The organism is Melghirimyces thermohalophilus, from assembly GCF_900102685.1.
GTDB lineage: Bacteria > Bacillota > Bacilli > Thermoactinomycetales > DSM-45169 > Melghirimyces > Melghirimyces thermohalophilus.
This window is the reverse complement of record NZ_FMZA01000004.1, coordinates 1-21,505: the sequence shown is the minus strand read 5'-3', so window position 1 is coordinate 21,505 and position 21,505 is coordinate 1. Positions and strand designations below refer to the sequence as shown.

The following is a 21,505-nucleotide window of genomic DNA, read 5'->3' as shown; positions in this document are numbered from 1 at the left end:
AGGGATGTTGGGTCAGCATCAAAACCTGAGGGGTAAAGTGGCAGCGATCACTGGTGGAAGCGGCGTGCTCTGCCGCGCCATGGCAAAGGAGCTGGGTCGGCAAGGAGTGAAGGTGGCCATTTTAAATCGCACCCCGGCTAAGGGTGAACAGGTGGCAGAGCAGATCAGACAGGCTGGCGGGAATGCCCTGGCGATCCCTTGTGATGTATTGGATAAGAAGAGTGTGGAACAGGCGGAAGAGAGGATGAGCGAGGAATGGGGAGGGTGTGACATCCTCATCAACGGAGCCGGCGGCAACCATCCCGAGGTTACGACCACCAAGGAGACGCTGAAATGGGAAGACTTGGCGGACGCCGGACTTCGAACCTTTTTTGATTTAGCGGAGGATCACTTTCGCTTCGTCTTTGATTTAAATTTATTGGGAACATGGATTCCGACGCAGGTGTTTTCGAGACGAATGATCGACCGCCGGGGAGCGACGGTGATCAATATGTCATCGATGAGTGCCCCCAGTCCGATGACGAAGGTGCCGGCCTACAGTGCGGCCAAAGCCGGTATCGATAATCTGACCCAATGGTTGGCGGTCCATATGGCTGATGTGGGGATCCGGGTCAATGCCATCGCCCCCGGTTTTTTCCTGACCGAACAAAACCGGCGTTTATTGACGGAAGAAGACGGCTCGCTCACAGACCGGTCCCACAAGATCCTCTCCCATACCCCGATGCGTCGGTTTGGCCGGCCAGAGGACCTCCTCGGTACGCTGTTATGGTTGGCTGATGAAGAGATGTCCGGCTTTGTCACGGGTATCACCGTTCCAGTTGACGGGGGGTTTATGGCTTATTCTGGGGTGTAAACAGAAGAATCAGTCCCTGAGGTAAGATGGAAATAGGGAAGGGTGGGGTCAAATATGGTACACTAGGGTCAGTTTGTAACAGGAGGATCAGGATGTCGATGAAAATCATCCAGGTAAAGGATTACGAAGAGTTGTGTCAAAAAGCAGCCCAAATATTGTTGCAGAGGGTGAAGGACAATCGGCGACTGCGCTTGGGTTTGGCTACTGGGGGAACGCCGGTAGGCGTTTATCGAAATATGGTCCAGGATCACTTGGATCATGGCACCAGTTACCGTGAAATTCAGACCTTCAATCTCGATGAATACTTGGGCTTAGCCCCAGATCACCCCCAAAGCTACCATGCATACATGGAGGAACACCTCTTCCGGTGGGTGGATCTCCAGCCCAACAAGACCCACATACCCGATGGAAAAGCTGCCGATCCGGAAGCGGAATGTCGCCGCTATGAGGAGATGATTCAGCAACAAGGGGGCATCGATCTGCAGCTGTTAGGGATTGGCGTGAACGGGCATATCGGCTTTAATGAACCGGGAACCCCCTTTGATTCAACCACCCGTGTGGTTCAGCTTGCGGAATCGACGCGCCGCGCAAACGCACGCTTCTTTTCCGAGCAGGAGGAAGTGCCCACCCACGCTATCACGATGGGCATCGGCACGATTATGAAAAGCCGAGAAATCCTGCTGTTGGCCAGCGGAACTAGTAAAGCGCCGGTGATGCGGTCGATGTTGCAGCAGGAGGTAAGCGAGCAGCTGCCGGCGAGTGTCCTGAAGCGTCACCCCCGGGCACAGGTGATTGCGGATCAGGATGCCTTGTCTCTGGTGGAGGAGGAGCTCCTTCAGCGATTTCGTTAAACAAACATGAATACAGCGTGTTTATCGCCAAACGGTACAGTACGACCCCTTCGTCTAGATGGTTGGTGACGATCCCCGTTATTCTATTTAGGAACAACTGAGAGAACTGTTGGATTTACTGAAATACAGAAACAGCTGGGCGCCTGTTGGTCAGGCCCAGCTGTTTCTGTATCTCGGAAAGTTCAACGCACTTTCTTGATATGGATGACCTTTGAGGCATTTATTTTTTGTCCGTTGATTTGCACCTTCGCGTCTTTAGGAGAGCCAAGGTAGATCCAGAGGTCAGTGGTTACATTTTTCGGGTGGGTAAACCGGAAGGGGGGATCCCCTTTTTCCAGGGTGATATCTTTCAGATAACCACCCTCTTCATTTTCTTTAACCTGGACCCAGCAGGTGTCATCGGCTTTGACCTCCAACAGCAGGTCTTGGTTATTGGCCATTTCGTAAACACTTTTCTGATCGTCCCGGCTAACCAGGGCCATCCCTTCCGGTGTATAGGCGTCTGCATCATCGGTCACCGCTTGGTTTTCGGAAGGGGATCCAGCCGATGTACTCCCGATTCCTGACAACATACCGCCCATCCACAGGCCCAGAGGAATCAGCAGCAATGCCCCGATCGCGGCTACCCATGCCGGCCAGCGGAAGCTGGAGGCGATGTGACGAATTTTTCTGCGGCCCGGTATGGAACGGCTGGGCTTCTCTTCCACTGTAGTGGAAGGTGTGTGGGAATCGGAGGCTGGGGAGGTGGAGACGGAATCTGGTTTTTTGTGTTCTGTCGAGGTGACAGTTGGGGTGGTCCGGTACGGATGATGATCATTCACCCCGGACAGGGGGTTGGAGACAGCGGGTTGACTGCCGGTCACCCGGCGCTGGCTCCCAGTGATGCGGGGTTGACTCCCGGTGGAACGGCGGTTGCCCCTGTTCCACCGGGACCGATCATCGGTCACGCGGGGGTGACGCCCAGTCAGGCTGGCTTGATTGCCGGTAAACCGCTGAGTTGGTTGACTGTCTCCCCCTGATTGTTTTCCAGAGAAACGGGGTTGGCCTCCGGTTATTCTGGGGTGATCCCCAGCGGCACGGGGCTGGGGGCCGGTGGTACGGGGTTGGTTCCCGCTTTCCCAGTGGGACGTCGATGTTTTTGCCCCTGCGCTGGGTTGTGGGTCTGTCGGCCGGTACTGATTCAACAGCGGGGTGGGTTCCAATCCTACCTTGGTGGCATAGGCACGTAGATATGCCCGGACGTAGAAGGGTCCGGGCAACTGTTCGAACTTCCCGTTTTCCAAAGCGGCCAGCTCTCCACGGGAGATTCGGGTGAGGTCCTGCAGTTCGTCCAGGGTTAAGCCGGCTGCCATCCTCGCCTGTTTCAGCTGTTGAGCGATCTCGGTCGACAATGAGTTCCACCTCCACGTTCCTGTCTATGTCAAAGGAATGTTTGCCCGCATGAAATGAGAGATGTTCTTTTAAAGATAGCATGTGGCGATGGAAGGTGATAGGGTTTCTCTCTTAAATATAGAGAGAGGAAAACAAATCTTAATAAACCCTTTACAAAAGGTGAGTGTTTTGTCAGTCAATCACCGGATGATCCGCGTCCAAATAAAAAAGCCCTGCATTGATCACCTCCACTTCGATCCGGGGGTGGTATTGCCAGACAGTTTCCCGGATTCGTTGTTTCTTCTCATCGTGAAGCTCATCGCTCATCCGCCATTCTTCCGGATAATAGGCGTGAAGCTGTTGCATCTCTCGATCCAGTCGTTCTTTGGCCCTTTTCGCCCAGGATAGGTCCTGATGTTCGATGTACCCCTGAAGGTTGTATTCCAATTCTCCGACTGCTTCCGGGATGGACAGCAGATTAGGGAGAATGTGGCGATGTGCGGGCATGACAGAAGTCCAGTTGCGGGATCGGATCCGAGGATAAAAGTTTTCCTGGATGTCCCCGGTTCGCAGGTGGATGCCGAAGGGGAGAATTTCGTCTTTTTTCATGTCACAGATGTAGGAGACCCGATAATTGATTCCCAGCCAGGGCTCGTAGGGTTTGGATGTGGATCGGCTGCGCACAGGTGAAGGTCGATCCTCAAAAAGACGAGCAAACCGTCCGCGCTTCTGGGCGGATTGCAACATTTGATTAAATCGGGAGGAACCGAAGCTTAAAAGTTCCGCCCGTCGATCGGTCGGGGCTTTCTTCGCATCAAAAAACCAAGTCAAGGTGACTGTCTGGGGTGCCAAGCCCATCTTTTCGACATACATCCAATAAAAAGGGCGGTGGACCAAGTCTTGGTCCGCTTCAATGGAGAGTTCCGTCTCCACCCAGTCCGGCGTCTGCTCGATCACCCGGCAGTTGTAGGCGTCCAAATACCGTTGTGCGAAGGATTTAACTTGGTTGGGTTCCATCCAGCAACACGTCCCGTTTCTGTTGTTTGGCGCGGGCTTCTTGCCGTGCCTGATCAAAATTTTCTCCGAGATGGTCCAACCGCCGGCGGAGATCCCGGTCCCCTTCTGCTTCCAACATAATTTTCATCAGGCTTTGTTCCATATCGGCTTGGTCGCCCATTTCCGCAAGGATCGTTTCGATATCCCCGATCACGGAGCGAAACATATCGATTTTCTCATGAAGGAGCCATAAAATATGCTCTTCAATCGTGTCCTGGGTGGCAAAATTGTAGATCGTGACATCCTTTTCCTGTCCCAGGCGATGGACGCGGCCGATCCGCTGTTCCACCCGCATCGGGTTCCAGGGAAGATCGTAATTGATGATATGGTGGCAGAATTGCAGGTTGATTCCTTCGCCGCCGGCTTCTGTCGCCACCATCACTTGGGCTCGGGTGCGGAACAGCTCCATCATCCAATCCTTTTTATTACGGGCAAATCCACCTCGGTAGGGGACGGCCGGGATCTCTTCCTCGGCCAGGCTTCTGAGGAGTAGATCCTGAGTGGCCCGGTATTCGGTGAATATGATCATTTTTCCCTCGGTGGCACGGGCCAGCTTCACCGCCTCTTCCACCTTGGATTGCTTGTCCACATCCCGCAGCAAGTTGACAAGCCGGTAGACGTCTGGCGGGAGGTCTTCCTTGCCTTCCACCCCCTTTTTCAACAGCTTGAACAGGGTGGGAAAGGCGGCATCGCGGCTGCTGCAGACTTCCCGTTGCAGCGTGATCAGAGAGAGAAGGCTCTTGATCGATCCGCCTTTTCTGTACTGGTCTTTGACAAAATGAGTGATCCCCTCATAAAGCCTTCGCTCTGACGGGGATAGAATGATGGGTACCGTTTCCACATGTCGACGGGTGAAGTGAACATTTCCGTCGTTCCGCCGATTGCGAATCATCACCCGGTGGACCTCTTCCCGCAATTTTTCTTCGTTTTTGGCCAATCGTTTGCCGGCGACATATTGGGTGCTGAATACTTGTTGCTGACCCAGCTGTCCGGGCTTCAACAGGTTGACCAGGTTGTACAGTTCGTTTAGCTCGTTTTGCACCGGTGTGGCTGTCAGGAGCAAGGCGTATTTCTTGCGAATTTCCTTGACGAATCGATAATTTTTTGTGCGCCGATTTTTCAACTTGTGGGCTTCATCGATGATCAACATATCATAATGGCGCTCCAACACCTTGGCTCGGTGCGGGTCCCGTTTTGCGGTATCGATGGAGGCGACAAGAATATCGTATTTGTCCCACATCCAAGCTTTTTTTTGCGCGACGGCGGGGATTTGAAACTTCTGATTCAACTCCCGAGTCCACTGTAAAACCAGGGAAGAAGGAACCAGGATCAGTGCGTTTTTAACCAAGTCGCGCACTAAGTATTCCTTCAGGATCAGTCCAGCTTCGATGGTTTTACCCAGTCCGACTTCATCGGCCAAAATCGCCCGGCCGTGCATCTCCCCCAGTACTCGTCGCGCCGTTTCCAGCTGATGAGGAAGAGGGGTGAATCCCTGGAGAAAGGCTTGACAGCGAAGGCTGTCAAAATCGGGGATTTGTTGGGCTTTCGCCGCTTCTAGAGCTAGTTCGAATCCCTCAGGGTCAGACCAGCCCTGATCAGTCTCCAAACGTTCCTGAAATTGAGTCAGCCACCGTCGGTCCATCCGAATCGGAACGGTTTTCATCCTGCAGCACCTCCACCCTTTTTCCAAATTAGTATGGAAAGATTTTCGTCTCCTTATGTAAATCGAGCCAAAGTGTCGAATTAAGGGGCCAACTATGGCACAATAAAATAGAATTCCTTTGTTCCAAAGCGGTTGATGACGGGAGGAGAGACCACAGTTGGTGGCGCCGAAGGAGCAAGCCGGTTGCCCGGCGAATCTCTCAGGCAAAAGGAGGCCCGTCGGACGTTTCCCTGGAAAGTGCCGCGATTTGCGGCCACCCAAGGGGCAAGCTCGAGATTTCGGGTTGAACTCTCAGGTTAGGCGACAGGGGTGACGGATCGAGGATCATTCAGCATCTTAATATTCAGCGGAGGTGAAGGTTGTGTCCCAATTGAAGCGAACACCGCTGTATCCCGTCTATAAGGATGAGGCCAAACTGGTGCCCTTTGGCGGTTGGGAAATGCCGGTTCAATTTTCCGGGATCAAGGCGGAACACGAGCGGGTGCGCACTCGCGCCGGACTCTTCGATGTATCCCACATGGGTGAGGTGGAAGTGACGGGCCCCGATGCGTTGGCGCTGCTCCAACAGCTGATGACCAATGATGTGTCCACCCTGGAATCCGGACGAATCCAGTATACCGCCATGTGTTATCCCGACGGCGGCACCGTGGATGATCTGTTGGTCTATAAGAGAAGCGATGAGCGCTATCTGTTGGTGATCAACGCCGCCAATATCGAAAAAGATGTGGAGTGGATCCGTAAGCATGCCACGGGGAATGTGAGAGTCACCAATGTTTCCGATGAAACTGCCCTACTAGCCCTGCAGGGGCCTCAGGCGGAAACGATCCTGCAAAAGTTGACGGAGACGGATCTGGCATCGATCAAACCCTTCCACTTCCAGGAAGAGGTGCGTTTAGGTGACGTCCGGGGTCTGGTCTCTCGGACCGGGTACACCGGCGAGGATGGTTTTGAAATTTATTTGCCGGCGGAGGATGCCCCCGTATTATGGAAACGCATTCTAGAAGCAGGAGAAGAAGAAGGGGTGGCCCCTTGTGGCTTGGGCGCCCGGGATACCCTTCGGTTTGAAGCGCGGCTGGCCCTGTACGGTAACGAGCTTTCCGCCAGCATCACACCGGTGGAAGCTGGACTCGGGTTTGCTGTCAAGCCGGGGAAAGGGGATTTCATCGGTCGCGAAGTATTGGCCAAACAGAAGGAAGAAGGCCCACCCCGAAAACTGGTCGGTCTGGAAATGATCGGACGGGGGATCCCTCGTTCCCACTATCCTGTCTATGTTGGAGAAGAGGAAGTGGGCGAGATCACTTCAGGAACCCAATCCCCCACCTTGAAAAAGAACATGGGCCTAGCTCTGCTTCAGTCTGAACACGCCCAACTGGGAAATGAAGTGGACGTGGATATCCGGGGAAAACGCATCCCGGCAAAAATCGTAAAAACCCCTTTCTATCAACGGTCAAAGCAGTAAACGAGATCGGAACCTTTCCTGAGGAGGAGTCGGGATGAATTATCGATATTTGCCCATGACCGAGGCGGATCGACGGGAGATGCTCAAGGTGCTCGGTATCCAATCCGTCGATCAGCTCTTCGATGACATTCCGGAGAGTGTCCGTTTTCAAGGCTCCCTCAATATCCCGAAATCGATGTCGGAACCGGTCCTAACCCGGCACATGAAGCAGCTGGCCGGAAAAAACTGGTCCTTGGACCAGTACCCATCTTTTCTGGGAGCGGGTGCCTATGAACACTACATTCCCAGCGTGGTTGACCATGTGATCTCCCGTTCGGAATTTTACACCGCTTATACGCCCTATCAACCGGAAATCAGTCAAGGGGAACTGCAGGCGATTTTTGAGTTTCAATCGATGATCTGCGAGCTGACTGGGATGGAAGTGGCCAACTCGTCCATGTATGACGGAGTGACGGCCCTGGCGGAGGCCGCCGGGGTGGCCTCCGCAGTAGCCCGCAAGAACAAGGTGCTCATTTCCCGTGCGGTGCATCCGGAGGCCCGGCAGATCCTGTTCACCCAAGCGGAGGGTCTCGGCCTGGAAGTACAGGAGATCCCCTGCCGGGACGGTGTCACCGACCTCAAGGAACTTGAAAAGGCATCGGATGCTGATACCGCCGCTGTCATCGTGCAATCCCCCAACTTTTTCGGCAACTTGGAGGATCTGTCCCGGGTAGAGCCAATCGCCCATGCCCACAAGGGGCTCTTCATCGTCAGCGCCAACCCCATCTCCCTGGGTTTGTTAAAACCTCCGGGGGAATACGGGGCTGATATCGTGGTGGGTGATGCACAACCGATGGGCATCCCGGTCCAGTTTGGCGGACCTCACTGCGGATTTTTTGCGGTGACCCGAAAGCTGATGCGGAAAGTGCCTGGCCGCATCGTTGGTCAGACGACAGATGAAGATGGCGTGCGCGGTTTTGTGCTGACGCTGCAAGCGCGAGAACAGCATATACGCCGGGAAAAAGCCACCTCCAACATCTGCTCCAACCAGGCGTTGAATGCCCTGGCCGCATCTGTTTGGATGACCGCCCTCGGCAAGAAGGGCTTACAGCAGTTGGCCAAACTGAATTTGGATAAAGCCCATTACGCCCGGAAACGGCTGAGCCAGGTGGCTGGAGTCACGCCTCTGTTTGATCGTCCATTCTTCAATGAGTTTGCGCTACATCTCGACCGCCCGGTAGCGGAAGTGAACCGGAAGCTGCTGGAGGCAGGCATCATCGGCGGCTACGACCTGGCCCGGGATTATCCGGAGTTGGAGAATGCGGTCCTGATCGCTGTTACTGATATGCGGACCCGTGAGGAGATTGACGAGCTGGTTCGAGTACTGGAGGGATTGGCATGAGCGAAGCAAAAGCACTGATCTTCGAATTGAGCAAGCCGGGCCGAACCGCATACAGCCTGCCGGAATCCGATGTTCCTGAAGCGGCCTCGGACGCGGTTCCGGAGGAGATGCTTCGCACATCCCCGGCGGAACTGCCCGAAGTGTCCGAACTGGATCTCATCCGCCACTACACGGAATTATCCCGCCGCAATCACGGCATCGATAACGGATTTTACCCGCTGGGCTCCTGCACGATGAAATACAACCCTAAGATCCACGAGGATGTCGCCCGTTATCCCGGTTTTGCCCAGATCCATCCCGCGCAGCCGGAGGAGACGGTACAGGGGGCGTTGCAGTTGATGTATGAGCTGCAAGAGGACCTGGCGGAAATCACCGGCATGGACCGGGTAACGCTACAACCCGCCGCCGGAGCGCAGGGCGAGTGGACCGGTCTGATGATGATCAAAGCCTACCATCGCAGTCGGGGGGAAAGCGGTCGCAACAAGGTGATCGTTCCCGACTCCGCCCACGGGACCAACCCAGCCAGTGCCAGGGTGGCCGGGTTTGAGGCGGTGACAGTGAAGTCCAATGAAAAAGGCTTGGTCAGTGTAGAAGACTTGAAGCAGGTGGTGGGTCCAGATACCGCTGCGCTGATGCTGACCAACCCCAATACCTTGGGGCTGTTTGAAAAGGAGATCAAAGAGATCGCCGATATCGTTCACGAAGCCGGCGGCCTCCTCTACTACGACGGCGCCAACGCCAATGCGATCCTGGGCAAAAGCCGACCGGGGGACATGGGTTTTGACGTGGTCCATCTGAACTTGCACAAAACCTTTACCACTCCCCACGGCGGCGGTGGGCCGGGCTCTGGTCCCGTCGGCGTGAAGGGTGTGTTGGTTCCCTTCCTGCCGGTGCCGGTGGTAGATCGCGGGGAAGAGGGATACGTGTTGAAGGACGATTTTCCCCAAACCATCGGCCGGGTGAAGGGATTCCACGGCAACTTCGGCATGTTGGTTCGGGCTTACACTTATATTCGGACCATGGGGCCGGAGGGCCTCCGCAGGGTGTCGGAGGATGCGGTCCTGAACGCCAACTACCTGATGAAATGCTTGGAACCTCACTTCGAGATGCCTTATCCCCAGGGGTGCAAACACGAATTTGTGCTGTCTGGCGTTCGGCAGAAGAAGCTGGGAGTTCGCACCTTGGATATGGCTAAACGTTTACTGGACTTCGGCATCCATCCACCGACGGTCTATTTTCCGCTCATCGTCGATGAATGTATGATGATCGAGCCGACGGAGACAGAGAGCAAGGAAACACTGGACCGTTTTGTCGAGGCGATGATCGAGATCACCAAAGAGGCGGAAGAAGATCCGGAGACGGTACAGGAAGCCCCTTACCACACCCCGGTGAAACGCCTCGATGAAGTGACCGCCGCCCGCAAACCGGTGCTCCGCTGGCAGAAAGAGAATTGATCCTGTAACCAAAAATCCCCCCTCGCCTTAGCAGCGGGGGGATTTCAATACAACCTTTCTCGCATCATGTGTCCCCCTTTCCAATATCTTCATAAAAAGGGGGTGAAGAGGAGGAGATAGATTGGAATAGGAATATGGAGGAAGCGAAACTTGCTTGCAACCGTGTTTATACCCCATAAGCCGTACGCACCTCCATGAAGGGAAGAAGACTTTATTCGATCGATAACCCTTGGCGTTTCTCTTATAAGAGGAGGATCATATTTTTTGACTATTTCATATTGACAGACCGTTAGGCCCATGTCTATAATACGAATACGTACTGGTATCGGATGGGAGTGTAGGGGATGCAATCATTGTTGTCCATGAAGCAGCTGCCAGAACATGCGAGGGAAAAACTGTTGTTTGCGGCCATGACTCTGTTCGCTTCGCCGAAGGGGTTTAAAGAAACTTCTATCTTGGATGTAGTGGAGGTAGCCCGCGTTTCCAAAACCACCTTCTACAATTTTTTTCACAGCAAAGAGGAACTGTTGTCCACGCTGTTTGAGCAGCTAGCCGATGAGTTTCTGCAAGAAGTGGAAAAGGCGATCCTGAAGGAGAAGCGCGTGGCTTATAAAGGGTATGCGGGCATTCGGCGTTACATGGAACTCTGCAAACAACATAAACCGATTACACAAGTGTTACTGGTCGCTTCTGTGGGCGTCAGCGAGGAAGTGGAAGAGGTCCGCCGCAAAGCCCATAACCGGTTCGCCGCGGTAATCTATGAAACCGTCCGGGGTGTGCTTCCCGAGACGGTTTCCGAACAGGAGATGAAAATGGCCTCCCAGGCGATGGTGGGTGCGATCAATGAAGTAATCATCCAACATTTGATGGTTTCTGACGAGGCAGAAGTGGAGCCGGTGGCCCGCCTGCTCAACCGGATCACAGTCGGCTCTTTTACTTCCTTGGCGATGGGCCGTACTCCCCTCTCCCGATAAGCCCTCGGAGTTTCGGATACCGGTGCGTGTAGTGATCCGGGCACCGGGGGTATCCCTGTGTGTAAAAGAAAACGCTATCAAACGGAATCGCTGATTTGAAAGGAGAATGACTCATGAGCGTTGATATGAGCGTGACACAAGTGTTTGCAGAAATTGAAAGCCGTCTGCAGGAGGATCCGAAACCGATTGAAGGCATGGACACGGTATACCAATTTGATCTTTCCGGGGAGGAGCAGGAGGTTTTCCAGCTGCAGTTGTCCCAGGGGAGCGCCAAGGCGGAACAGGGAACCCCTCATGAAGCGGACTGTACCATTCAGATGAAAGCAGAGGATTTTAAAGAGATGCTGCTTGGCAATTTGAATCCCACGGCTGCTTTTATGAGTGGGAAACTGAAAGTAAAAGGGAACATGGGTCAAGCGATGAAACTGCAAAGTGTCCTGAACCAATATAAGAAGTAAACGGGTCTCTTTTTAGTCGGAATATTTGAAAGCGTTGAAAGCCGTGTCTGCAGAGATCGTTAATTCTGGTGAGGCGTGAAAGTCCAAGATGAATGGAGGCTTAATGATGAAGCCTAAAAATCTGTTGGACATGGTAGCGAAAACCGTTGATCGTTTTTCGGATAAGGATGCCTTAATGTATAAGAGCGGGGCAGCTTATCAGTCGATCACCTATGGGGAGATGTGGAGGCAGGTGAAAGAAGCGGCTGCCGGTCTAGCGCACTTAGGGATCGGTTTCGATGATAAGGTGGCTCTCTTGTCCGAAAACAATCCGATGTGGCCGATTTCCGATTTGGCGATCGCCAGTATCGGTGCGGTCAGCGTTCCTATCTATCCGACCCAGACGGCGGAGCAGACCGCTTATATTTTAAAAAATGCTGACTGCCGGGGAGCCATCGTGGAAAACAAGGAACAGCTCCGGAAAATCCGTTCCACTGAAGTGGAGCTGGAATTTATCGTTTTGATGAAGCCGGAGGCCGGTTTTTCCGATGGGGATCGGGTGCTCTCCTTTGATTCCCTGCGTAAGGAAGGGGTGGATCACCCACTGCCCGGTTGGGAGCAAGAATGGCAACAAATCGATGGGGATCAGCTGGTCACGATCATTCACACCTCGGGAACGACCGGTCCGCCCAAAGGGGTGATGCTAAGCCATAACAATTTTATCTCCAACACCGAAGGCGTCAACTTCTGGGTGATCGAACTGGTACCTGAGGATGTCACCTTGTCCTACCTGCCTTTATCCCACGTCTTCGAACGGATGGCAGGACAGTTTGTCCCCTTGAAGGTGGGGGCGACCATCGCTTACGCTGAGGGGATCGATCAGATTGAGGAGAATCTGCTGGAAGTTCGACCTACGGTGTTGACCAGCGTACCGCGCCTGTTTGAAAAGGTGCACGCCCGTGTACAGGAACAGATTGAGTCGGGGACACCGCTCAGGAAAAAGATTTTCAACTGGGCGGTGGACGTGGGCAGACAACGTTATGAACACCTCTTGCGCGCCCGGGTCGATCAGTTGATTCTGGGGGATCCGCTCCCTCCCCAACTCAAGCGGAAATTTGAGCTGGCCAATCGGCTCGTCTTTCAAAAGATCAAGGATCGCCTCGGCGGGAATCTTCGGGGGATGGTTTCCGGTGGAGCTCCCTTAAACCCGGAGATCACGGATTTCTTCTGGTCGGTGGATATGCCGGTGTTGGAAGGATACGGTCTGACGGAGACATCGCCTGTCATCGCATCCAACCCGATGTTACGACCTCGCATCGGTTCTGTGGGCCGGCCGCTGCCCAATCTGGAAGTCAAAATTGCGGAGGATGGCGAGATTCTGGTGAAAGGGCCCAGCGTGATGAAGGGATATTACAAAAACGAGGAGGCTACCGCAAAGACGATTCAAAAAGGTTGGCTCCATACGGGGGATTTAGGGGAGTTGGATGAAGATGGTTATCTCAAGGTCGTCGACCGGAAAAAAAATATCCTGGTGCTCGCCACTGGGAAAAATGTGGCCCCCCAACCGGTGGAGAACGCTATCAACAACAGCCCATACATCGAAAATTCTGTTTTGATAGGCAATGGGCGCAAATTTGTCATTTCCTTGGTGGTGCCTGATTATGAGAATTTGCTTCCGTGGGCGAAAAAGCAAGGCTTACCAGAGCAAGATCCGGAAAATTTAGCTGGCCACCCCAAGGTGCAGGCGTTGTTGGAAAGTGAAGTGAAAAGGCTTACCAAAGGGTTTGCCGCCTTTGAACAACCGAAACAGGTGAAGGTGTGTGCAAAAGAATGGACGGTTGACAGCGGCGAATTAACTCCTACCTTGAAAGTCCGGTTGAAAGTGGTGGAAGAGAAATACGCCGATCTGATTGAAGAAGCCTATGCCGACGCCCAGGCGGCGGCGACAACCGGGCAGAGCTGATCGATTCTGTTCAAAACCCTTTTTAGCTAATTATGACTGAGTATTCATTCATTTCGAGGAGGTTTTTACATGTCTTACTCACTGGAAGGAAAAGTGGCGTTGGTGACCGGGGCTTCCCGTGGCTTGGGCCGGGCAGATGCTCTGGCGCTGGCCCGGGCTGGAGCCGACGTGGTGATTACGGACATTTTGCTGGAAAGCGGAGAAAATGAAGAGGTGGCGGCTCGCTTTGGTCCCATGAGTCAAGTGATGCAATCCACCGGTGTGGTCTACACGGAGAAAACCGCCCAAGAGATCCAAGAGATGGGCCGACGGTCGATGGCGATTCAGATGGATGTGACCAACCGGAAACAGGTGGCTGAGGTGTTTCAAAAAGTGAAAGAAGAGATGGGCGGGATTCATATCCTGGTCAACAATGCCGGCACCCTCGACCATGTGTCGCGAATCGAACACCAGAACGATGAGTTTTGGGAGCGGGATCTGAAGGTAAACCTGACCGGGGCCTATAACACCACCAAGGAAGTCTGGCCGATCATGAAGGAACAGCAGGGGGGACGGATCATTAACATGGCTTCCGTCGCCGGTACTCTGGGCGGCTTTGGCCAGGCCAGCTACTCCGCGACCAAAGCAGGTATTATCGGTTTCACCAAGAGCATGGCTCTGGAAGGTGCCAAATACAACATTAATGTGAACGCCATCGTACCCGGTGTGATTAACACAGAAGCTTTCCAGATGACCAATCCCGACATGCGGGAACGTATGATTGAGAGGACCGCATTTAAAAAGCCGGGGGAACCGGAGGATATTGCCAATGCCATCTGCTTTTTAGCCTCGGATCATGCTCGTTACCTCACTGGAATTGAACTAAATGTGTCCGGTGGAATTGAACTGTTCACCTTTTGAGGAAAGGAGCCTTTACTATGAACGCACATGATGCGGTGATCCTTGATGCTGTCCGCACACCGATGGGGCGGAAAAAGGGGAGTTTAAGCCAGAGACGTCCTGATGAACTGGCGGCCGATCTTCTGTCCAAACTGGTACAAAAAAACCAACTGGACCCAGGTGAAATCGAAGATGTCAAAATGGGTTGTGTCACTCAAGTTGGAGAGCAGGGGTACAACATCGGCCGCATGGCCCCCTTGATCGCCGGTTTTCCTGTAGAAGTGTGCGGGGTGAGTTCCAATCGGATGTGCGGTTCCAGCTTGGAGACGCTCAATCAGTCAGCACATGAGATTATGGCCGGGATGGGGGAGCTGACGATAGCCGCTGGGGTGGAAAATATGAGCCGTGTGCCGATGGGCTCCGACGGCGGCAACTTTAGCGATCGGTTGACCGATCGGTATTCGATCATTCCCCAAGGTTTCTCTGCGGAAATGATCGCTGAAAAATGGGAGCTGTCCCGGGAATCTTTGGATCAGTTCTCTTATGAAAGCCATCAGAAGGCGCTTCAAGCCCAGCAGGAAGGCCGCTTTGATAATGAAATCCTGCCGGTGGAGGCGGAAAATGAAGACGGGGAAACCTTCCTGATGGAAGCGGATGAAACCCCTCGAGCGGATACGACGGTAGAAAAAATGTCCGGCTTGACACCTTCCTTCCGGCCCGATGGTGTGGTAACCGCGGGTAACTCCAGTCAGATCACCGATGGAGCAGCTGCTGTTCTCCTCTCCTCTCGGAAAAAAGCGGAGGAGCTGGGGTTGCGGCCTCGTGCTCGGGTGGTGGCGACGGCGACGGCTGGAGTGGATCCCACGATCATGTTGACCGGCGTGATCCCCTGTACCAAACGCGTGTTGCAAAAAGCGGGCTTGAGAAAAGAGGATATCGACCTTTTTGAGGTGAATGAAGCATTCGCTTCTGTGGTGCTCGCGTGGCAGAGGGAGACGGGAATTCCTTGGGAAAAGGTGAACGTCAACGGGGGCGCCATCGCTCTGGGACACCCTCTGGGAGCCAGCGGAGCCCGGATCACGGCGACTCTTTTGAACGAGATGGAACGTCGGGACGCTCGTTATGGACTGGCCACCATGTGTATCGGGTTCGGGATGGCCATCTCCACCATCTTGGAGAGGGAGGAATAACCGCATGTGGGAAAACTTTGTGACGGAAACCAGGGAGCGGGTCACGACGGTGACGATCCAACGGCCGCCTTTAAATACCTTGAGTGTGTCGGCTCTGATGGAGTTGGGTGAGATCCTGGATACTCTGGAGAAGGACGAAGAGACGCGAGTGATCTTGTTGACCGGTGACGGGGATCGAGCTTTTTCTGCCGGTGCAGACATCAGTGAGTTCGGTCAGCTTGAAGGAGGACCTCGGGCAGCGATACAGCGGGCACACGATCTTTTTCGCCGGATCGAGTCTTTCCCCAAACCGGTGATCGCGGTGTTAAACGGACGTGCCTTGGGCGGTGGCAATGAGCTGCAAATGGCCTGCCACCTGGCCTTTGCTTCGGACCAGGCTCGGATTGGGCTGCCGGAGGTGAAGTTGGGGATCATCCCCGGTTATGGGGGAACGCAACGGTTGCCCCGGCTGATCGGGAAACGGAAAGCCCTTCAATTGCTGTTGAGTGGAGAAGAGATGCAGGCCGAGGAAGCGAAAGCTTGCGGATTGGTCAATGAAGTGTTTCCCCATGATCAGCTGCGGGAAGCGGCCTTTGAACGAGCCGCTCAACTGGCCCGTCTCTCTGCCCCCTTGGCGATGGAAGGAATTCTCCGTTCGGTTGACCGAGGAATGGAGGGCTCCATCGAGAATGGTTTGGAGCAGGAAGCGGAGGAGATGCTCCGGGTTGCCAGCTCGGAAGATGCCGCAGAGGGCATCCAAGCCTTTTTCACCAAGCAGGAACCTGCCTTTAAGGGACGGTAGTGATGCACCGACAAACTCTGTTGAGCGGTATGAGGGTGTTGGATCTTTCCCGGTACCTCCCGGGTCCCTACGCCACCTTGCGACTGGCGGATATGGGCGCCGACGTGGTCAAGGTGGAGGAGCCGAAGGCAGGTGACCCTCTTCGTCACCTGCCTCCTACCGGGGAAAAGAATGGGTTTCTCTTCCAGATGATCAACCGCAACAAACGAAGCTTAGCCCTCGATTATCGGAGACCGGAGGGTCAGGAGCTGCTCCGCCGTCTGGTGGTGGAAGCCGATGTGGTGGTGGAGAGCTTCCGGCCCGGCGTGATGGCGAGCTGGGGCTTGGATGCCGCTACTCTCACCCAAATCAACCCGTCTTTGATCTACTGCTCGGTGACGGGTTACGGCCAGGAGGGAAAGATGGCCCAGATGGCCGGTCACGACCTCAACTACAACGCGCTGACAGGGGTGCTGGACGGGGTGGGTCGCCTCGGTGAGCCGCCCGGGATCCCTTCCGTTCAGATCGCCGACTTGGCCGGCGGATTGGCGGCCAGCGAGCAAATTCTGGCCGCCTGGGTGCACCGCTTGCAGACTGGTGAGGGTACCGTTCTGGACATTTCCATGGTGGATGTTCTTTACGGATGGCAAGCTTATGCCCTGTCTTTGCAACAGTCGGGCCATCCCGTTTCCCGGGGGAATCATGTGCTGGGGGGCGGGGTGGTCGGATATAACCTGTACGAGACGGCGGACAACCAATATATGGCATTGGGAGCGTTGGAACCGAAGTTTTGGAATCGGTTTGCCGATGCGGTAAACCGCCCGGAATGGAAAGAACGAGGGTTGACGCCGATTGTGGCGGATCCGGATCTTTACCGGGAAGTGCAGGCGCTCTTCCGTTCCCGAACCCGGGAGGAGTGGACTCGGATCGGCAGGGAGGCCGACTGTTGTCTCACACCGGTACTCTCCCTTTCCGAAGCGGTTGACTCCCGTCTCGCCAAGGATCGTCGGGCTGTCTTCTCCGAGAGAAAGATGCCGTCGACTCTGTTGCCCAATGGAGGAACCCTGCGGGAGGAGGGACCGGGTCCCCAGGTGGCCTCGGCTCCCCGACTGGGCGAGCATACCGAAGAACGGTTGGCGGAAGCCGGCTGTTCCCAGGAGGAAATCGCTCGCTTGGTCCGGGAAAAGGTGATCAGTGGAGGAGTGAACCCGGGATGATATCCTTTACGTTGACCGATGAGCAACGGGAACTGACTCAATTAGCGCGAAGGTTTGCAAGGGAAGAAATGCGGCCTGCGGCACCGGAATATGATGAGAAGGAGAGCTTTCCTCGGTTTGTCTATGAAAAGGCCCACCGGGCCGGCCTGATCACCTATCGTTTTCCGGAGACATATGGGGGCGGCGGTGTGGATAGCCTGCTCACTTCCTGTATCCTCTCCGAGGAGTTATTTTGGGGATGTGCGGGAATCAGCACTTCCTTCGGAGTGACAGCGCTGGCCGCCGGGCTGATTTACCGATTCGGGGATGAGGAGCAGAAGCGGCATTGGCTCCGCTATCTGTGCGACCCGGATGCGGCCCGGTTGGGGGCGGTCTGTTTGACAGAACCGGAAGCGGGGTCTGATTTCGGTTCCATCCGAACCCGGGCCGTGGCTGATGGGGACGAATGGGTGCTCAACGGTCGCAAATGTTTTATCACCAATGGTGGGATTGCCGATCTCTATCTGGTTTTTGCCAAAACAAAACCGGAGAAAGGGGCTTACGGGATCTCCTTGTTTCTGGTTCCGGCAGACCGACCCGGTATCTCGCCCGGGAAAAAGGAACGGAAGATGGGACAGCGAGCCTCCCATACCGGCGATGTGATCCTGGAGGGGGTCCGTCTTCCCCGGGAGTTTCTGCTTGGTGAGGAGAATATGGGTTTTCTGTACGCCATGAAAATGCTGGAGGATTCCCGGCCGATGGTCGGCGCCGGAGCCGTCGGCGTGGCCCGCGCCGCCTATGAGTACGCTCTGGGTTACGCCAAAGAACGAAAACAGTTTGGCAAACCTATTTTTAAAAACCAGTCGATCGCCTTTCTGCTGGCCGATATGAAAACCAAAATCGACGCTGCTCGTCTGTTGGTCTGGCGAGCGGCGGAAAAGGCGGACCGGGGGGAATCTTCGGCCATGGAGGGGAGCATGGCCAAAGCCTTTGCCGCCGAGACGGCGATGGAGGTGACCACCCATGCCGTTCAGATCCTCGGCGGATATGGGTATATGCGGGATTACCCCTTGGAAAAATGGATGCGGGATGCCAAGATCCTCAGCATTTACGAAGGAACCACCCAGATTCAGAAATTGGTGATGAGCAAACTGATGGAAGCGGAGTAAAAAACCAGCCTTCCCCGCGGCGATGGGGAAGGCTGGTTTTTGCTTTGGCATCGATCATGGGTTCAAGATCCGGATGCGGGCCTGGTCTTTGGGAACTTCGCATTGAAACAGAAGGGATTTGTCACCAGCATCCCGGGATTTGGTGTCGTCGACGCTGTAGGCGGTCCAGGTCGCCTTATACGGTGTCAGTTCCATCACGCAATAGCCGTGGGTGGTGCTGTTAAACAACTTGATCCAGGGGTTTTCCGTCTGGATGATCCCATTCAGTTTGTCTACCACAAAATCGACTAAGGATCGGGTCAAGGGTGTCGTAACCCCCAGGATCCTGCGGATGATTTCTTGGATCGCCTCCAAGGGAAGCGGATTGGAATGAGCTCCCAGGGCGGTGTTGGTTGCCGCCTGGTAAATCATTTCGCTCAGGTTGGAGGAGGTGACGGAGCCAACCATAAATTCGATGCCGACTGCCGCATCGTCGGGATCCTTTTGGTAATCTTCCATGATTAGATTGGCTTCAAAGGTGTGCAGATCCCCGGTGATGGTGATGAAATTTTTAATACCGGCATCTTTGAGTGTCTGGGTGATTTCTTTCCGTTCCCCGGCAAAACCGTCCCAGGCATCCAAGTTAACATAGCGGGTCAAGGCTTTCAGAGGGGTGAATTGCACTTCGTTTCCCCATATTTTCCAGAGGGAGTCGGAGTTTTTTATCCGGTGGAGAAACCATTCCTTCTGTTGGGATACCCCGGCTCCCAGCATCGTTTGCGCCGGATCGTACATCCGGGGGCAGCCGGCGCTGAAATATCGGTCCAACGTTTCTTCCCCGCAAGGGTGGGAGCTGCGGTAGAGCCGTTCATCGGTAAAAATAAATTCCGCTAGGTTGCCGACCTGAATGGATCGATAGATCCGAATCGAATCCTTAAAGCTTTTGCCGGGGTCAAACTGAATCCGGGCCGGGGTATATTCAAACCAGACCCGGTTGGCGATCTGGCGTCGGTCCGGATGGGATTTAAGACTGTCGTCCGGGGCGACCGCCGGATAGTAGGCGTCATTGGCAAACTCATGATCGTCCCAGATGGAGATCATCGCGTGACGTTCATGGAGCTTTCTCAAGTCGGGATCCGATTTATAGGTTCGATATAAGGTGCGGTAGTCCTCAATCGTGAACGCTTTGGGTTGGCCGCTGGGCAATCGGATCTGGCGGTCGGGCAGCGGGTTTTGGTAGGAGGGATCACCTACTGATTCATAGATATAGTCTCCCAGGTGAATGACAAAATCGACTTCTTCTTCGGCGGCAAAGCGGAGGGCATGGTAATAGCCGTTAGTATAGTCCTGGCAGCTTACATAAGCGAACCGGAGGGAGTCCAAATGGGATTCCTTAGAGGCCAACGTGCGGAAGCGGCCGATGGGGCTGACGTGGCCAGTTTTGGTGATGAAGCGGTAATAGTAGGTTTTCTGTGGTGCCAGCCGTCCGTCGGTATCCACCTTGACTACGTTATCGTAATCTCGCCAGATTGGGGTGTATCCCCGGAGGGCTACCTGGGAGAAATCTCGGGTGGTCGCAATCTCCACCATGACAAAGGTTCCGTCGTCGATGGCCCGACGAACCGCATCCTGCGGGGAATCGGAAGCACCGTCCAACCATTGCACCAGGGCTGGATCGTAATCGGCGGCACGGATTCCAGGGACCAGCTCCGGATCGATCCGGGTCCACAGAATAGCACCGGAAGAGGTGGGATCACCGGCGGCGACCGACTGGCCAAATCCCTGTCCTGGATGATGGCGGGGTTGGTAGCGGGGTAAGGAGTGGGTGGCGGATTTACCGGCACGGACCAGCGCATCGGTGAGATGGCGTCCCCCCAACTGGTCCAGAACCACCAGTGCTGAACCGGCCAACAGCGACTTCAGAAAAACCCTCCTTCCGCGGTCGAAGGCACCGGAGGTATTTGAACGGTTGTGTCCGGTGATGAGATCATCACTCATTTTTAAACCCTCCTCGGATCGAATCAAATATCAACCACTCAAATGTACCGGAGAAATATGAACTCTGATCCTATAGAACATTAAAAATCCTTGAAAAAGAAGTGCCACTGCGCTTGTCACTCAAATGAAATTGAGTAAGTGCCACCGTTAGCTTTTTGCAACGTTTCTAGCTATTCGACACAGGAAGGGACATCCCCTGTATAGAACCGCCAATCGATCCATCGGTAAATTTCACGGTTTGTGAAGTGATAGTAGAAATAAATTTTCTCCTCCGGGGAAGGAGTTCCCATGATGCTGTCGAAAGGAAAAGGTGGGACAAATGATAACGGTCCCTTTGCCTCAATCCTGCACAGAGGAGGAATGAATGGGATGAGTGTGGCTCTGTCCAGTTACAAGAAGCCTAACGCCGAAGGTAGTCTGGTGCAGTACAAGTCCCAGTACGAAAACTTCATCGGAGGCGAGTGGGTGGCCCCTGTCGGAGGCGAGTACTTTGACAATCCATCCCCGGTGGATGGCAAGGTGTTCACCCGTGTGCCTCGCTCCAAGAAAGAAGATATCGATTTGGCGGTAAGAAAAGCCCATGAGGCAAGGGAAAAATGGGGGAAAACACCGGTAGCCAAGCGCAGCCGCATCCTCCTGCAAATTGCTGACCGGATCGAAGAGAACCGGGAGAAATTGGCTCTGTCGGAAACCTGGGATAACGGAAAACCGATCCGGGAAGCTTTGGCGGCCGACGTCCCCTTAGCCGCGGATCACTTCCGCTACTTCGCCGGCGTCATCCGCGGGGAAGAAGGCGGCGTATCGGAAATCGACGCTAAGACCGTTTCCATGCACATCAAGGAGCCGATCGGCGTCGTGGGACAGATCATCCC

Annotated in this window: 18 protein-coding genes and 1 riboswitch; of the genes, 14 read left to right on the top strand and 4 right to left on the bottom strand. The window is 54.5% G+C overall.

Annotated features, from left to right (window positions below; genetic code table 11):
* The first annotated feature begins 4 nt into the window (after window positions 1–4).
* Window positions 5–853 carry an SDR family oxidoreductase gene (locus BLP91_RS03615; protein ID WP_091566783.1) on the top strand — a complete coding sequence of 283 codons (849 nt, stop codon included), beginning with the start codon at window positions 5–7 and terminating at the stop codon, window positions 851–853.
* Window positions 854–951: 98 nt separating this feature from the next.
* Window positions 952–1,704: a glucosamine-6-phosphate deaminase gene (gene nagB / locus BLP91_RS03610; protein WP_091567055.1), complete on the top strand. Its 753-nt coding sequence runs from the start codon at window positions 952–954 to the stop codon at window positions 1,702–1,704.
* Between the two features lie 182 nt (window positions 1,705–1,886).
* On the opposite strand, the gene BLP91_RS03605 is transcribed toward nagB, so the two are convergent.
* The 3 genes from BLP91_RS03605 to BLP91_RS03595 form a co-directional block, all read right to left on the bottom strand.
* A complete protein-coding gene (locus BLP91_RS03605; protein ID WP_091566781.1) occupies window positions 1,887–3,095 on the bottom strand; it encodes a helix-turn-helix domain-containing protein in 1,209 nt (402 codons plus the stop codon).
* Between the two features lie 172 nt (window positions 3,096–3,267).
* Window positions 3,268–4,092, bottom strand: coding sequence for a YqhG family protein (locus tag BLP91_RS03600; RefSeq protein ID WP_091566779.1), 825 nt, complete (start codon window positions 4,090–4,092; stop codon window positions 3,268–3,270).
* Window positions 4,073–5,794 carry a DEAD/DEAH box helicase gene (locus tag BLP91_RS03595; protein WP_091566777.1) on the bottom strand — a complete coding sequence of 574 codons (1,722 nt, stop codon included), beginning with the start codon at window positions 5,792–5,794 and terminating at the stop codon, window positions 4,073–4,075. Before BLP91_RS03595 ends, BLP91_RS03600 begins: the two co-directional genes overlap by 20 nt.
* A gap of 132 nt (window positions 5,795–5,926) precedes the next feature.
* A riboswitch (glycine riboswitch) is annotated at window positions 5,927–6,019 on the top strand.
* 136 nt (window positions 6,020–6,155) lie between these two features.
* On the opposite strand from BLP91_RS03595, the gene gcvT reads away from it, so the two are divergent.
* From gcvT to BLP91_RS03540, 11 genes are all read left to right on the top strand, one after another.
* The gene (gcvT, locus tag BLP91_RS03590; protein ID WP_091566775.1) at window positions 6,156–7,253 is read left to right on the top strand and encodes a glycine cleavage system aminomethyltransferase GcvT; all 1,098 of its coding nucleotides are present in this window, start codon (window positions 6,156–6,158) and stop codon (window positions 7,251–7,253) included.
* A 34-nt stretch (window positions 7,254–7,287) separates the two neighbouring features.
* Window positions 7,288–8,634 (top strand): aminomethyl-transferring glycine dehydrogenase subunit GcvPA, encoded by a 1,347-nt coding sequence (gcvPA, locus tag BLP91_RS03585; protein ID WP_091566773.1) that lies wholly within the window; start codon window positions 7,288–7,290, stop codon window positions 8,632–8,634.
* Window positions 8,631–10,088 (top strand): aminomethyl-transferring glycine dehydrogenase subunit GcvPB, encoded by a 1,458-nt coding sequence (gene gcvPB, locus BLP91_RS03580; RefSeq protein WP_091566771.1) that lies wholly within the window; start codon window positions 8,631–8,633, stop codon window positions 10,086–10,088. The genes gcvPA and gcvPB overlap by 4 nt, the downstream gene beginning before the upstream one ends.
* Window positions 10,089–10,432: 344 nt before the next feature.
* Window positions 10,433–11,062 carry a TetR/AcrR family transcriptional regulator gene (locus tag BLP91_RS03575; protein WP_091566769.1) on the top strand — a complete coding sequence of 210 codons (630 nt, stop codon included), beginning with the start codon at window positions 10,433–10,435 and terminating at the stop codon, window positions 11,060–11,062.
* 113 nt (window positions 11,063–11,175) lie between these two features.
* On the top strand, window positions 11,176–11,520 hold the full coding sequence (locus tag BLP91_RS03570; RefSeq protein WP_091566764.1) for an SCP2 sterol-binding domain-containing protein: 345 nt from the start codon (window positions 11,176–11,178) through the stop codon (window positions 11,518–11,520).
* 106 nt (window positions 11,521–11,626) lie between these two features.
* Entirely contained in the window at window positions 11,627–13,462 is a 1,836-nt protein-coding gene (locus BLP91_RS03565) for an AMP-dependent synthetase/ligase (protein WP_245662087.1), read from the top strand.
* 69 nt (window positions 13,463–13,531) lie between these two features.
* Window positions 13,532–14,362, top strand: a complete 831-nt coding sequence (locus BLP91_RS03560) for an SDR family NAD(P)-dependent oxidoreductase (protein ID WP_091566760.1) — start codon at window positions 13,532–13,534, stop codon at window positions 14,360–14,362.
* A gap of 17 nt (window positions 14,363–14,379) precedes the next feature.
* Window positions 14,380–15,531: a thiolase family protein gene (locus BLP91_RS03555; protein WP_091566758.1), complete on the top strand. Its 1,152-nt coding sequence runs from the start codon at window positions 14,380–14,382 to the stop codon at window positions 15,529–15,531.
* A 4-nt stretch (window positions 15,532–15,535) separates the two neighbouring features.
* Window positions 15,536–16,312, top strand: coding sequence for an enoyl-CoA hydratase-related protein (locus BLP91_RS03550; protein WP_176757795.1), 777 nt, complete (start codon window positions 15,536–15,538; stop codon window positions 16,310–16,312).
* Between the two features lie 2 nt (window positions 16,313–16,314).
* The gene (locus tag BLP91_RS03545; RefSeq protein WP_091566754.1) at window positions 16,315–17,508 is read left to right on the top strand and encodes a CaiB/BaiF CoA transferase family protein; all 1,194 of its coding nucleotides are present in this window, start codon (window positions 16,315–16,317) and stop codon (window positions 17,506–17,508) included.
* A complete protein-coding gene (locus tag BLP91_RS03540; RefSeq protein ID WP_176757794.1) occupies window positions 17,505–18,656 on the top strand; it encodes an acyl-CoA dehydrogenase family protein in 1,152 nt (383 codons plus the stop codon). Before BLP91_RS03545 ends, BLP91_RS03540 begins: the two co-directional genes overlap by 4 nt.
* A 54-nt stretch (window positions 18,657–18,710) precedes the next feature.
* Here BLP91_RS03540 and BLP91_RS03535 read toward each other — a convergent pair whose 3' ends face one another.
* The gene (locus BLP91_RS03535; RefSeq protein ID WP_091566752.1) at window positions 18,711–20,633 is read right to left on the bottom strand and encodes an alkaline phosphatase D family protein; all 1,923 of its coding nucleotides are present in this window, start codon (window positions 20,631–20,633) and stop codon (window positions 18,711–18,713) included.
* A gap of 369 nt (window positions 20,634–21,002) precedes the next feature.
* On the opposite strand from BLP91_RS03535, the gene BLP91_RS03530 reads away from it, so the two are divergent.
* The coding region (locus BLP91_RS03530; RefSeq protein ID WP_143003452.1) for an aldehyde dehydrogenase family protein at window positions 21,003–21,505 on the top strand (503 nt) is incomplete at its 3' end.

Bases quoted from the DNA above. Each gene is read 5' to 3' on its own strand.
- BLP91_RS03615 (WP_091566783.1), top strand. From the start codon at position 5: ATGTTGGGTCAGCATCAAAACCTGAGGGGTAAAGTGGCAGCGATCACT.
- BLP91_RS03560 (WP_091566760.1), top strand. From the start codon at position 13,532: ATGTCTTACTCACTGGAAGGAAAAGTGGCGTTGGTGACCGGGGCTTCC.
- gcvPB (WP_091566771.1), top strand. From the start codon at position 8,631: ATGAGCGAAGCAAAAGCACTGATCTTCGAATTGAGCAAGCCGGGCCGA.
- BLP91_RS03570 (WP_091566764.1), top strand. From the start codon at position 11,176: ATGAGCGTTGATATGAGCGTGACACAAGTGTTTGCAGAAATTGAAAGC.
- nagB (WP_091567055.1), top strand. From the start codon at position 952: ATGAAAATCATCCAGGTAAAGGATTACGAAGAGTTGTGTCAAAAAGCA.
- BLP91_RS03535 (WP_091566752.1), bottom strand. From the start codon at position 20,633: ATGAGTGATGATCTCATCACCGGACACAACCGTTCAAATACCTCCGGT.
- BLP91_RS03565 (WP_245662087.1), top strand. From the start codon at position 11,627: ATGAAGCCTAAAAATCTGTTGGACATGGTAGCGAAAACCGTTGATCGT.
- BLP91_RS03600 (WP_091566779.1), bottom strand. From the start codon at position 4,092: ATGGAACCCAACCAAGTTAAATCCTTCGCACAACGGTATTTGGACGCC.
- BLP91_RS03595 (WP_091566777.1), bottom strand. From the start codon at position 5,794: ATGAAAACCGTTCCGATTCGGATGGACCGACGGTGGCTGACTCAATTT.
- BLP91_RS03540 (WP_176757794.1), top strand. From the start codon at position 17,505: ATGATATCCTTTACGTTGACCGATGAGCAACGGGAACTGACTCAATTA.
- BLP91_RS03545 (WP_091566754.1), top strand. From the start codon at position 16,315: ATGCACCGACAAACTCTGTTGAGCGGTATGAGGGTGTTGGATCTTTCC.
- BLP91_RS03550 (WP_176757795.1), top strand. From the start codon at position 15,536: ATGTGGGAAAACTTTGTGACGGAAACCAGGGAGCGGGTCACGACGGTG.
- BLP91_RS03555 (WP_091566758.1), top strand. From the start codon at position 14,380: ATGAACGCACATGATGCGGTGATCCTTGATGCTGTCCGCACACCGATG.
- gcvPA (WP_091566773.1), top strand. From the start codon at position 7,288: ATGAATTATCGATATTTGCCCATGACCGAGGCGGATCGACGGGAGATG.
- BLP91_RS03575 (WP_091566769.1), top strand. From the start codon at position 10,433: ATGCAATCATTGTTGTCCATGAAGCAGCTGCCAGAACATGCGAGGGAA.